This is a genomic window from Streptacidiphilus neutrinimicus (assembly GCF_000787815.1).
GTDB lineage: Bacteria > Actinomycetota > Actinomycetes > Streptomycetales > Streptomycetaceae > Streptacidiphilus > Streptacidiphilus neutrinimicus.
The window spans coordinates 1-13,445 of record NZ_BBPO01000069.1 but is presented as its reverse complement, the minus strand read 5'-3'; the positions used below and the strand labels follow the sequence as shown (position 1 = coordinate 13,445).

Here is a 13,445-nt window from a genome sequence, read left to right as displayed (position 1 = left end):
GACCGACCATCCTTCGCGATGAGGGAGGATAGGGACAGACCCGGTGGATCATGTGCAACTCCATGCAGATCCATGCAACCGCACCCACCAGGTCACGCAACGGCGCGCGACAGGAGCCAGATAGTCATGCAGACCCAGCTGGACGCAGCTAAGGCCGAACTGCTCAGCAAGGCAGCTCAGGGAGAGGCGCTCGGCAACGGCGCCCTTGCCTCGTACCTGAAGCACTACTACCTGCACACGGCCCCCGAGGACCTCCTCGACCGGGACCCGGTCGACGTCTACGGTGCGGCGGCCTCCCACCACCGGCTCGCCGCCAAGCGCCCGCAGGGCGCCGTCGAGGTCCGGGTCTACACCCCGACCGTCGAGGAGAACAGCTGGTCCTGCGGCCACACCGTGGTGGAGATCGTCACCGACGACATGCCCTTCCTGGTCGACTCGGTCACCAACGAGCTGACCCGCCAGGACCGCGGCATCCACGTCGTGATCCACCCGCAGATGGTCGTCCGCCGCGACATCACCGGCAAGCTCATCGAGATCCTCGACCTGGACGCCTGCGACAAGAAGCGTCCGGCGGACTCGCTCGTCGAGTCCTGGATGCACATCGAGATCGACCGCGAGACCGACCGCGACGACCTGCGCGCCATCGAGTCCGACCTGCGCCGCGTCCTCGGCGACGTGCGCGAGGTCGTCGAGGACTGGGGCAAGATGCGCGAGTCCGCGCTGCGCCTCTCCGACGAGCTGCGCGAGACCCCGCCGGCCGGCCTCGGCGAGCAGGAGGTCGCGGAGACCTGGGACCTGCTGCGCTGGCTCGCCGACGACCACTTCACCTTCCTCGGCTACCGCGAGTACGACCTGGTGCAGGCCCCGGACGGCGAGGACGCGCTGCACGCCGTCGCCGGCACCGGCCTCGGCATCCTGCGCTCCGACCCGAAGGCCGGCGACTCCTCGTCCTTCGGCCGCCTGACCGCGCCGGCCCGCGCCAAGGCCCGCGAGCAGAAGCTGCTGGTGCTCACCAAAGCCAACAGCCGCGCCACCGTGCACCGCCCCTCCTACCTGGACTACGTCGGCATCAAGAAGTTCGACGCCCAGGGCAACGTCGTCGGTGAGCGCCGCTTCCTCGGCCTGCTGTCGGCGGCCGCCTACACCGAGTCCGTCAACCGGGTCCCGGTCGCGCGCCGCAAGGTCAAGGAGGTGCTGGACGCGTCGGGCTTCAGCGCCGAGAGCCACGACGGCCGCGACCTGGTGCAGATCCTGGAGACCTACCCGCGCGACGAGCTCTTCCAGACCCCGGTCGACGAGCTGCTCTCCATCGCCCACTCCGTGCTGTACCTGCAGGAGCGCCGCAAGCTGCGCCTGTTCCTGCGTCAGGACGAGTACGGCCGCTACTTCTCCGCGCTGGTCTACCTGCCGCGTGACCGCTACACCACCCGCGTCCGGCTGCGCCTGATGGACCAGCTGATGCAGGAGCTCGGCGGTTCCACGATCGACTACACCGCGTGGAACACCGAGTCGGTCCTGGCCCGCCTGCACTTCGTCATCCGCGTCCCGGCCGGCACCGAGCTGCCGCACCTGACCGAGCAGGACGTCGAGCGGCTGGAGGCCAAGCTGGCCGAGACCGCCCGCTCCTGGGCGGACGGCTTCAACGAGGTGCTGGTCCGCGAGTGCGGCGAGGAGCGCGCCGCCGAGGCCTCGCGCCGCTACAACAACGCCTTCCCCGACGGCTACCGCGCCGACTTCACCCCCGCCACCGGCGTCGCCGACCTGCGCCAGCTGGAGTCGCTCAGCGGCGCCGGCGACTTCCGGCTGAACCTCTACCAGCCGGTCGACGCCGAGGGCGACGAGCGCCGCTTCAAGATCTACTGGGAGGGCGGCTCGGTCTCCCTGACCGAGGTGCTGCCGGTCCTGTCCCGCCTGGGCGTCGAGGTGCTCGACGAGCACCCCTACGAGCTGCGCCGCACCGACGGCACGGTCGCCTGGGTCTACGACTTCGGCCTGAAGCTGCGCCCCGAGGTCGCCGACACCATCACCGACGAGAGCCGCGAGCGCTTCCAGGAGACCTTCGCCGCCGTCTGGACCGGCAAGGCCGAGAACGACGGCTTCAACTCCCTGGTCCTGCGCGCCGGCCTGAGCTGGCGTCAGGCCATGGTGCTGCGCGCCTACGCCAAGTACCTGCGTCAGGCCGGTGTGGCCTTCTCGCAGGACTACATGGAGGACGCGCTCCTCAACAACGTCCACGTCACCCGGCTGCTGGTGAACCTCTTCGAGGCGCGGCTCTCCCCGGCGCACACGCACAGCGCCGCCGAGCTGATCGAGGGCCTGCTGGAGGAGCTGGACGGCGCGCTCGACCAGGTCGCCAGCCTCGACGAGGACCGCATCCTGCGCTCCTTCCTGTCGCTGATCCGGGCCACCCTGCGCACCAACTTCTTCCAGCGCGACGAGAGCGGCGAGCCGCACGCCTACGTGTCGATGAAGTTCGACCCGCAGGCCATCCCGGACCTGCCGGCCCCGCGCCCCGCGTACGAGATCTGGGTCTACTCCCCGCAGGTCGAGGGCGTGCACCTGCGCTTCGGCAAGGTCGCCCGCGGCGGTCTGCGCTGGTCCGACCGCCGTGAGGACTTCCGCACCGAGATCCTCGGCCTGGTCAAGGCGCAGATGGTGAAGAACACCGTCATCGTGCCGGTCGGCTCCAAGGGCGGCTTCTTCGCCAAGCAGCTGCCGGACCCGACGGTCGACCGCCAGGCCTGGCTGGACGAGGGCATCTCCTCCTACAAGACCTTCATCTCCGGTCTGCTCGACATCACCGACAACCTGGTCGCCGGCGAGGTCGTGCCGCCCAAGGACGTGGTCCGCCACGACGGTGACGACACCTACCTGGTCGTCGCCGCGGACAAGGGCACCGCGACCTTCTCCGACATCGCCAACGGCGTGGCGGGCGACTACGGCTTCTGGCTGGGCGACGCCTTCGCGTCGGGCGGCTCGGCCGGCTACGACCACAAGGGCATGGGCATCACCGCCCGCGGCGCGTGGGAGTCGGTCAAGCGTCACTTCCGCGAGCTGGGCCACGACACCCAGAACGAGGACTTCACGGTCGTCGGCATCGGCGACATGTCCGGTGACGTCTTCGGCAACGGCATGCTGCTGAGCGAGCACATCCGCCTGGTGGCCGCGTTCGACCACCGTCACATCTTCGTGGACCCGAACCCGGACGCGGCGAGCTCCTTCGCCGAGCGCAAGCGGATGTTCGACCTGCCGCGCAGCTCGTGGGAGGACTACAACACCGACCTGATCTCGGCCGGTGGCGGCGTCTTCCCGCGCGGCGCCAAGTCGATCAGCATCACCCCGCAGATGCGGGCGGCGCTGGGCATCGAGGCGGGCGTCTCCCGGCTCACCCCGGCCGAGTTGATGAAGGCGATCCTGCTCGCCCCGGTCGACCTGCTGTGGAACGGCGGCATCGGCACCTACGTCAAGGCCGCGGCCGAGAACAACACCGAGGTCGGCGACAAGGCCAACGACGCGATCCGCGTCAACGGCGGCGAGCTGCGGGTCAAGGTTCTCGGCGAGGGCGGCAACCTGGGCGCGACCCAGCTCGGCCGGATCGAGTTCGCGACCCTGGGCAACAGCGGCGAGGGCGGCAAGGTCAACACCGACGCCATCGACAACTCGGCGGGCGTGGACACCTCGGACCACGAGGTCAACATCAAGATCCTGCTCAACCAGGTCGTCACCGACGGCGACATGACGGTCAAGCAGCGCAACGCGCTGCTGGCCGAGATGACCGACGAGGTCGGCGTCCACGTCCTCACCAACAACTACGCGCAGAACGTGGCGCTGGCCAACGCCGTCGCGCAGGCGCCCAGCATGGTCAACGTGCACCAGCGCCTGATGCGCAGGCTCGTCAGCGAGGGCCACCTCAACCGCGCGCTGGAGTTCCTGCCGTCCGGTCCGCAGATGCGCGAGCGCGCGGCGGCCGGGCGCGGCCTGACCCAGCCTGAGTTGGCGGTGCTGCTCGCCTATACGAAGATCACCCTGGCCGACGAGATCCTGGCCTCGGACCTGCCGGACGACCCGTACCTGCGCGGCAAGCTGCACCGGTACTTCCCGCCGCAGCTGCAGGAGAAGTTCGAGAACCAGATCGACGCGCACGCGCTGCGCCGCGAGATCATCACCACGGTCGTGGTCAACGAGACCATCAACCGCGGCGGCATGACCTTCGCCTTCCGTCTGCGCGAGGAGACGGGCGCCACCTACGAGGAGGTCGTGCGCTCGCACACCGCGGCCCGCGCGATCTTCGACCTCAAGGGCGTCTGGCAGGCCATCGAGGCGCTGGACAACAAGGTGTCGGCCGAGATCCAGACGCGGATGCGCCTGCACGCCCGTCGCCTGGTCGAGCGCGCCACCCGCTGGCTGCTCAACAACCGGCGCCAGCCGCTGGACATCGCGGAGACCATCGCGGTCTTCCGGGAGCGGGCCAACCTGGTCTGGAGCAAGGTGCCGGAGCTGGTCCGCGGCTCGGACCTGGAGTGGTTCGAGTCCGTGCGGGACGAGCTGCTCGAGGCAGGCGTCCCGGAGGAGCTGGCGGTCAAGTGCGCCGGCATGTCCTCGGTCTTCCCCTCGCTCGACGTCATCGAGGTGGCCGACCGGAACGGCGCCGACGTGCTGGACGTCGCGGAGGTCTACTACGACCTCGGCTCGCGCCTGCAGATCACCGAGCTGCTGGACCGGATCATCGAGCTGCCGCGCACCGACCGCTGGCAGTCGATGGCCCGCGCGGCCATCCGCGAGGACCTCTTCGCGGCCCACGCCACCCTCACCGCCGACCTGCTCGGTTACGGCGAGCCGGGGGCGACGCCGGAGGAGCGGTTCCTCGCCTGGGCCGAGGCCAACGCGACCCTGGTCAACCGGGCCAAGACCACGCTCGACGACATAAGGACGTCGGAGTCGTACGACCTGGCCAACCTCAGCGTCGCGATGCGGGTCATCCGCACGCTGCTGCGGACCGGGTCGATGCGCTGAGCGGCGCGCTGACCTAACACGTTCGGGGGGCCCACGGCGAAAGCCGTGGGCCCTTCGGCTTGAATGCGGCCACAATCTGGTTGCAGTCAAGATCTGAACGCGGCGCGACCCCTTGGCCAGATGTTGCCGTCAGGTTATGGTCCTGTCTCTGCAAGACCTTGCACGACCACAGCACAGCACGGCTCAACTGCACGGCTCTCACTGCACGGCGCGCACCCGGTCCACCCTCTTGGAGGCACGCAATGCAAGGATCCACCCTGTCCGGACGCCGCGCCCTCGCGGTGGGTGCGGCCGCCGCGCTCACCCTGCTCGCGGGCTGTTCCAACTCCTCCAGCAGCGGCGGGGGTTCCGCCTCTGCCACGCCGACTCTGACCGGTGACTGCGCCTCCTTCCAGGCCTACGCGGGCCACGCGGGCACGACGGTCACGATGTTCGCCTCGATCCTCAGCCCCGAGTCGGACGCGCTGGAGCGCTCCTGGGCCAAGTTCAGCCAGTGCACCGGGATCAAGATCTCCTATGTGGGCTCGAACGACTTCGAGTCCCAGCTCCCGGTCCGCGTCAGCGGCGGCAACGCACCGGATCTGGCGATCATCCCGCAGCCTGGCCTGCTGCAGCAGATGGTGAAGACCGGCAAGATGGTCAAGCCGCCGGCGCAGACGGTCACGAACGAGAACAAGTGGGCCCCGATCTGGAAGTCCTACGGGTCGGTCGACGGCACCTTCTACGCCGCGCCGATGAGCGCCAACATGAAGTCGCTGGTGTGGTACTCGCCGAAGGCGTTCGCCGCGGCCGGCTACACGGTGCCGACCACCTGGGCCGACCTGATGTCGCTGAGCGACAAGATCGCCAAGGCGGGCAAGAACAAGCCGTGGTGCGGCGGCATCGGCTCCGGCACCGCGACGGGCTGGCCCGCGACGGACTGGGTCGAGGAGGTCGTCCTCGGCAAGTACGGTGGTGACGTCTACGACAAGTGGGTCAGCCACCAGATCAAGTTCTCCGACCCGCAGATCACCGACTCGATGAACGTCGTGCAGAACTGGATGCACAACCCCGCCTGGGTCAACGGCGGCTTCGGCAGCGTCCAGTCGATCGCCTCGACGACCTTCCAGGACGCGGGCACGCCGATCCTCTCGGGCAAGTGCTCGATGCTCCAGCAGGCATCGTTCTACGAGGCGCAGTGGCCCAAGGGCACGACGGTCGGCCCGAACGGGGACATCTGGGCCTTCAAGCTCCCCCCGGTGAACCCGTCCATCCCGACCCCGGTCGAGGGCGGCGGCGAGTTCGTGGCGGCGTTCAGCAGCCGTCCCGAGGTGCAGGCCGTGCAGAACTACCTGTCGACGACGGAGTGGGCGGAGAGCCGCATCAAGCAGGCGCCCGGCTGGGTCTCGGCGAACGAGGGCGTGCCCACGAGCATCTACACCGACCCGATCGACCAGCTCTCGGCGAAGTACCTGACGGACCCGTCGGCGACCTTCCGCTTCGACGCGTCCGACATGATGCCGGCCGCGATCGGCGCGGGCCAGGAGTGGAAGTCCTTCACGGCGTGGTTCGCGCAGAACCAGTCCGTGCAGAAGACCGCGTCCGACATCGACGCCGCCTGGCCGCAGTAGCCCCTTAAAGGGCGCGAGGAACTGCGCGAGCAACCACCCTGTGCGGGTGGCCCTGCTCGATCGGCGATCCACCTGGGTGGGTGGCTTGTCGCGCAGTTCCTCGCGCCCCTGGGGTGGCTGCCACAACCTGTAGGAGCGGAAGGCCTATGTGGGGCGATACTTCGATCAAGCTCGGGAACACGCTGGGTGCCGTCGCCGGCTTCCTCGGCGTGCTGCTCCTGCTGTTCTACCTGGCCGGGTTCGCGCGGGGGCGGCTCTCGCGGAGGCTGGCGATCCTGCTGCTGCTCGGGCCGGCCGTGCTGCTGCTCCTCGTCGGGATCGTCGTCCCGGCGGCGCGCACGATCTACCTGTCCCTCTACAACGAGGACAGCACCAAGTTCCTCGGCTTCGGGAACTACACCTGGGCCTTCGGCGACTCCGACATCCACCAGGTGCTGCTCAACACCCTTCTGTGGATCGTCATCGCCCCGATCCTCACCACGGCTCTGGGGCTCGTCCTCGCGCTGCTCGTGGACCGCCTGCGTGGGCAGGCCGTCTACAAGTCGCTGATCTTCATGCCGATGGCGATCTCCTTCGTCGGCGCCAGCATCATCTGGAAGTTCGTCTACGCCTACCGCGACCCCTCCCAGCCGCAGATCGGTCTGCTCTCGCAGATATGCATGTGGTTCGGCTGGCACAACCCGCCGAACTGGATCCTGTCGCACCCGCTGAACAACTTCCTGCTGATGATCATCATGATCTGGGTGCAGACCGGCTTCGCCATGGTCGTGCTGTCCGCGGCGATCAAGGCGATCCCGGAGGACATCACCGAGGCCGCCGTGCTCGACGGTGCGCAGGGGTGGCGGCTGTTCGCCAACGTCACCATCCCGATGATCCGCAGCACCATCATCGTCGTGCTGACCACCGTCATGATCACCACGCTCAAGCTGTTCGACATCATCCGGACCATGACCGGCGGAAACTTCGGCACGCAGGTGCTCGCCAACGAGATGTACAACCAGGCCTTCACCGAGTTCAACAACGGACGGGCGGGCGCCCTCGCCGTGCTGCTCTTCCTGGCGGTGGTGCCGCTGGTCGCCTACAACGTCGCGATGCTGCGCAAGGAACGGGAGGTCCGCTGATGGCCATGCTCACGCGGACGGAGCGCAAGCGCTCCGAGCCGGCCCGCACCGCGCCGACGCGCACGGGCGTGCGCCGCGCGCTCAGCAGCCCCCTGTCGACCGTCGCGGTGCTGCTCGTCACGGTGGTCTGGACGGTGCCGTCGCTCGGCCTGCTCGTCACCTCGCTGCGGCCGGAGCAGGACGTCGCGCAGACGGGTTGGTGGGACTTCTTCGCGCACCCGCACCTGACCCTGGCCAACTACCACGACGTGCTGTTCAACGGCGGGTTCGGCGTCAGCGACGGGCTGATGCCGTACCTGGTGAACTCCCTCGCCATCACGGTGCCGGCGACCATCTTCCCGATCGTGCTCGCGTCGATGGCCGCCTACGTGCTGGCCTGGATCCCGTTCAAGGGCAGCGACACGATCTTCTTCGTCTTCTTCGCGCTCCAGGTCGTCCCGCTGCAGATGGCGCTCGTGCCACTGCTCCAGCTCTTCTCCGGCGGCGCGCACATCGGCAGTCTGACGATTTTCCCCGCGGTCGGAATGGGCGGCTCCTACGCCCCGGTGTGGATCGCCCACACGATGTTCGCGATGCCGCTCGCCGTCTTCCTGCTGCACAATTTCATCGCGCAACTGCCCCGCGATCTCATCGAGGCGGCGCGCGTGGACGGCGCCAGCCATTTCCGGGTGTTCCGTTCCGTGGTGCTGCCGCTGGCGACGCCGGCGCTGGCCTCGTTCGCCATCTTCCAGTTCCTGTGGGTCTGGAACGACCTGCTCGTCGGGCTCACCTTCACCGGCGGCGCGCCGGAGTCCGCGCCGATGCCCTCGCGTCTGGCCCAGCTGTCCGGCTCGTTCGGCGACCACTGGGAGATCCTCACGGCAGGCGCGTTCGTCTCCGTGGTGATCCCGCTCGTCGTCTTCTTCTCGCTCCAGCGCTATTTCGTGCGGGGCCTGCTGGCCGGCTCGGTGAAGGGCTGAACAGAACGAGCACAACGGTCACTTACGCGGCTAACAAGTGACAACAACAGAAACAGAGACGTAACACGGGGCCCGCTCCTACCTTCTGAATACCTCGAACCGGGGGTGTGGAAGGAGCGGGTCCCATGGCCGATGCAAACAATGGCCGAATCGAGATCGAAGGCGTCACCAAGCGCTTTCTGACGCCGGGCGGTGAGGTATTCACCGCGATCAAGGACGTGTCGTTCACCGTCGAGCCCGGCCAGTTCTGCGCCGTCGTCGGACCGACCGGCTGCGGCAAGTCGACGACCCTCGGCATGGTCTCCGGGCTGGACCGGCCGAGTGAAGGCACCGTCAAGGTCGGCGGCAAGGTCGTCGACGGCATCACCGACGGCGTCAGCTTCATGTTCCAGGCGGACGCGCTGCTGCCCTGGAAGACGGTGCTGGCGAACGTCGCACTGGGGCCGATCTTCAAGGGCGCGAGCAAGGCCGAGGCGCAGGCCCGCGCCCGGGACTGGCTGCGCCGGGTCGGCCTGACCGGCTTCGAGGACCGCTACCCGCACCAGCTCTCGGGCGGCATGCGCAAGCGCGTCGCGATGGCCGCCGCGCTGATCAACGAGCCGAAGATCCTGATGATGGACGAGCCGTTCGGGGCCTTGGACGTGCAGACCAAGGCGATCATGTCGAACGAGCTGCTGGGCCTGTGGGAGCAGAGCCGCCCCGCGGTGCTCTTCATCACCCACGACCTGGACGAGGCCGTCGCCCTCGCCGACAAGGTGGTCGTGATGACCTCCAGCCCCGGCACGGTCAAGGCGGTCTACGACATCGACCTGCCGCGCCCTCGCGGCTCCGTCCAGGAGATCCGCTTCGAGCCTCGCTTCCTCGAACTGCAGCACCAGATCTGGGACACCCTGCGCGAAGAGGTCGAACGCGCCTACGCCCGAACCGCCGGTGGTCCCGTCACGGAAGGCAAGGCCGCATGAGCACCGCATCCCCCTCCACCGCCACCGCGAGCGTGGACGGCGTCGCCGCCGGCCAGACCCCGTCCGACGCCGCCAAGTCGGCCAGGCGCGCGGCGCTGAACCGCAAGCTCTCCGTCTGGGGCGCCCGCATCGGTCTGGCGGTCGTCATCATCGGCGGCTGGCAGGCCTTCACCACCTGGGGCATCGTCGACCCGTTCTTCTTCGGCCAGCCCTCGGGGATCTGGAGCCGGTTGATCGACCTGTTCCAGAACGGGACCGAGTTCGGCTCCTTCTACGAGAACATCTGGGTGACCATCGAGGAGGCCCTGCTCGGCTTCGCCGTCGGCGCCGTGAGCGGCGTCATCCTCGGTGTCCTGCTGGGCCAGAGCCGCTTCCTGGCCGACGTGCTCGGCCCCTACATCAAGATCGTTAACGCGATCCCGCGCATCGTCCTCGGCGCGATCTTCGTGGTCGCCTTCGGTATCGGCGCCACCCCGAAGATCCTGCTCGCCGCGGTGCTGGTGTTCTTCGTGGTCTTCTTCAACGCCTTCCAGGGCGTGCGCGAGGTGGACCGCAACATCCTCGCCAACGCCAAGGTGCTCGGCGCCTCCCAGCTGCAGATCGTCCGTCACGTGGTGGTGCCGTCCGCCCTGACCTGGATCATCGCCAGCCTCCACACCGCCTTCGGTTTCGCCATCGTCGGCGCCCTGGTCGGTGAGGTGCTGGGCGCGCAGCAGGGCCTCGGCCTGGTCATCAAGACCGCCCAGAACAACTTCGACCCCAACGGGGTCTTCGCGACCATGCTGGTCATCGCGGTGCTGGTGCTCGTCGCCGAGTCGCTGATCAGCCGTCTGGAGCGGCGCCTGCTCTCCTGGCGCCCGCCGGCCCCCTCCGAGGCCGCGAACTCCATCTGAGCCCTCCACGCCTGACGCATCCGCACCCCCACCCTCGAAAGGCCTGTGGTCCCCGTGTTGAACAAGCGCACCGTCGTCGCCGCCTCGGCCCTCGCCCTGGCCGGTCTCGCCACCGTCACCGGCTGCTCCTCCTCCGGCTCCTCCGGCGGCTCCGGGTCCGACAGCTCCGGCACCCCCACCGTCAGACTCATGGTCGGCGGCATCGACAAGCAGATCTACCTGCCCTACCAGCTGGCGCAGGACCTCGGCTTCTACAAGAAGTACGGCGTCAACGTGGTCCTCTCGACCGAGACCGACGGCGGCGTCGGCGCCGAGGACGCGATGGCCTCCGGCCAGGTCGACATGGCCGGCGCCTGGTACAACCACACCATCGACTTCCAGGTGAAGGGCAAGGCGGTCGAGGACATCGTCCAGCTCTCCGGCGCCCCGGGCGAGCGCGTGATGTGCGCCAACGGCACGAACGTGCACTCCGCCGCCGACTTCAAGGGCAAGGTCATCGGCGTCACCGACCTCGGCTCCGGCACGGACACCCTGATCAAGTTCCTGGCGGCCCAGAAGGGCCTCAAGACCAGTGACTTCACCCGTCTCGGCGTCGGCGCGGGCTCGACCGTGGTCGCCGCGCTGCAGAACCACAAGGCGGCCTGCGCCATCACCACCCAGCCGACGGTCGCCGCCCTGGAGAAGAAGAACATCGCCTACTCGGCGATCGACCTGGCCACCACCACCGGCGCGAGCGGCGCCCTCGGCGGCATGTGGCCCGCGGCCGGGGTGCTGGCCCGCACCGACTGGGTGAACTCCCACAAGGACGCGGCGCAGAAGGTCGTCGACGCGCTGGTCGCGACCATGCACTGGATCAACACCCACACCGCGGCCGACATCGCGAACAACCTGCCGAGCGCGTACACCTCCAACGCCCTGGTGACCAAGGACGACTACGTCACCGCGCTGACGCAGGACAAGGGCCAGTTCCTGCCCGACGGCATCATGCCGGCCGGCGGCCCGAAGACCTCGCTGGCCACGGAGGAGCTGGCGGGCAACGCGACCTCCTCGGTGAACCTCGGCACCACGTTCACCAACGAGTTCGCCATAGCCGCGAACAAGCTGGAGGGCTTCACCACGACCACGACCCCGGCCGGCGCCAACGGCTGAGCCTCCTCGCGGTCCTCGTGATTCTCACGGTCCTCGCGCCGGGCTCCGTCCTTCCGGGACGGACGCCCGGCGCTTCCGCATGCCCACACAGGAGGGGTGACGCGGCGTCAGTGTCATCCCGGAGGTGCAGCGCGTTCGCTTCATAGAGCGACGCGGTGGACTCCGGCCCGGCCCTGGCGTCTGAACCGTCATCGGACGGGGAGGGCGGGGGACGACGAGCGGCACCGCGCCTGGGTGCTGGGCCGGCTGGTCTGCGAGGGCGCCCAGAACGTCTCCGCCGAGCTGTGCCTGCTCGGTGTCACCGGCGTCCACCCGCACGCCGGACTGACCACCGGCGACGCGGAGGAGGCCGCGATGAACCACGCCCTGGCCGCACGGGCCGCGGACACCGGCGTGCTCGCCTCGTCCGAGAAGATCGGCGCCGCCTCCCGGTTCCGCGTGCTGCCCTCGGAGGCCGTCAGCGGAGTGGTCAGCGACGTCGAGCCAGGCCACCCCGTGATCGGGCGGCGCTCGGCGCTCGGCGTGACGGTGCTGGCCGCCGACTGAAGACTGACAGCCGACAGCCCCGGCGGCCGCCGGCGCGCGCCGCCGCTAGACCAGGCGCGGCACGGGCGGCGCGCCCAGCGACTCCGACGCCCGCTGCAGTGCGCTCGCCAGCAGCGCCAGGTCCGTCGGCCCGTTGCCCAGCTCCCGCACGGTGCGCGACGCCGGAGGCTCGCCCAGCGCTGACCAGTCCAGCGGCGTCACCGTCGGCCGCAGCGTCGCGGTCCGCGGGATGCGGCCGGTGACGCGGGCGGTCTGCAGCGGCGTCACGCCGCCGTCGGGGTGCCGCAGCAGGCCGCGGCCGGGGGAGTCCTCGGCGAGGGAGGCCGCGTCGTCGACGTGGATCAGCATCGCGGAGGCCGTGGGGGAGTCGACCCGCAGGGCGATGCGCAGTTGGGCCGCCTCGTCCACGGCCGTTCCGGCGGTGTGCTCCGGGGCGGCGGTGGTGACGGCCAGGCGGACGCCCAGGCGGGGTCCGCGCAGGGCGGCGTCCTCGAGGACGTGCGCGAGCGGGGTGCCGACCAGGGCGTCCCAGTCGTCGACCGCGACGACCAGGTGGGGGAGCGGCTCCGCCTCGACGGCGACCGGGCCGTGGGAGGGCGCGGCGTTCGGGTAGTCGTCTGCAGGACGCCGCGGCGGCGCGAGCCGGGAGAGGGCGCGCTCCGCGTGCCACGCGGCGAAACTGCGGCCCTCCAGCAGAGCGGCGCGGCGGTCGAGTTCGGCGCTGAGCGCGCGGGCGGCCTCGCGCAGCGCGGGCCCGTCGGTGGTCGCCACATGGCCGACCACGTGGGGGAGCTCGACGGCGGGGGCGAGGCCGCGCGCCGGATCCGCGGGCGGCCTCCCCTCGATGAGCAGCAGCCCCAGCCGGTCGGGGCGCTCGGCGACCGCGAGGGCCGCCAGCAGCGAGCGCAGCAGCTCGGTACGGCCGGATTGCGGTGCGCCGCCGACGAGGAGATGGTCCGTCAGGTCCAGGGCGCAGCTGCCCTCGCGGGTGACGCCGACCGTCGCGGTGGCGATCTCGCCGGAGCCGATGCGCAGTTCCGCCCAGCGTGCGGAGATCTTGGCCGGGGTGACCAGGTCGAGGCCGAGCAGGTCGAGCAGGCGAGCCGCCTCCGGCAGCGCGGTGCGGCCGCCGCTGCGGCGCGCGGTGTCCGGCTCGCGCAGCGGCGCGAGGGCGCGTGCGAGGCGACCGGCC

The 13,445-nt window shown here is 69.7% G+C and carries 8 protein-coding genes and 1 pseudogene; 8 read left to right on the top strand and 1 reads right to left on the bottom strand.

From position 1 onward, the window contains the following. The first annotated feature begins 126 nt into the window (after positions 1-126). The 8 genes and pseudogenes from TR48_RS30725 to TR48_RS45985 form a co-directional block, all read left to right on the top strand. Positions 127-5,013, top strand: a complete 4,887-nt coding sequence (locus tag TR48_RS30725; protein WP_042373511.1) for an NAD-glutamate dehydrogenase — start codon at positions 127-129, stop codon at positions 5,011-5,013. A gap of 242 nt (positions 5,014-5,255) precedes the next feature. After that, positions 5,256-6,623: an ABC transporter substrate-binding protein gene (locus TR48_RS30720; protein ID WP_042373509.1), complete on the top strand. Its 1,368-nt coding sequence runs from the start codon at positions 5,256-5,258 to the stop codon at positions 6,621-6,623. Positions 6,624-6,769: 146 nt separating this feature from the next. Further along, positions 6,770-7,744, top strand: coding sequence for a carbohydrate ABC transporter permease (locus tag TR48_RS30715; RefSeq protein WP_042373506.1), 975 nt, complete (start codon positions 6,770-6,772; stop codon positions 7,742-7,744). Beyond that, the gene (locus TR48_RS30710; protein WP_236652411.1) at positions 7,744-8,703 is read left to right on the top strand and encodes a carbohydrate ABC transporter permease; all 960 of its coding nucleotides are present in this window, start codon (positions 7,744-7,746) and stop codon (positions 8,701-8,703) included. Before TR48_RS30715 ends, TR48_RS30710 begins: the two co-directional genes overlap by 1 nt. Before the next feature lie 125 nt (positions 8,704-8,828). Next, complete coding sequence (locus TR48_RS30705) at positions 8,829-9,665, top strand: ABC transporter ATP-binding protein (protein WP_042373504.1); 837 nt, start codon at positions 8,829-8,831, stop codon at positions 9,663-9,665. Next, positions 9,662-10,558 carry an ABC transporter permease gene (locus TR48_RS30700; RefSeq protein ID WP_042373501.1) on the top strand — a complete coding sequence of 299 codons (897 nt, stop codon included), beginning with the start codon at positions 9,662-9,664 and terminating at the stop codon, positions 10,556-10,558. Before TR48_RS30705 ends, TR48_RS30700 begins: the two co-directional genes overlap by 4 nt. A 57-nt stretch (positions 10,559-10,615) precedes the next feature. Then, positions 10,616-11,707, top strand: a complete 1,092-nt coding sequence (locus TR48_RS30695) for an ABC transporter substrate-binding protein (RefSeq protein WP_052443189.1) — start codon at positions 10,616-10,618, stop codon at positions 11,705-11,707. Positions 11,708-11,926: 219 nt separating this feature from the next. After that, positions 11,927-12,253 (top strand): annotated as a pseudogene (locus TR48_RS45985) (DeoR/GlpR family DNA-binding transcription regulator); the annotation flags it as partial. A 45-nt stretch (positions 12,254-12,298) separates the two neighbouring features. Here the strand turns inward: TR48_RS45985 and TR48_RS30685 are convergent. Then, positions 12,299-13,445: FtsK/SpoIIIE domain-containing protein (locus TR48_RS30685; RefSeq protein WP_042373498.1), on the bottom strand; the 1,147-nt coding region annotated here is incomplete at its 5' end.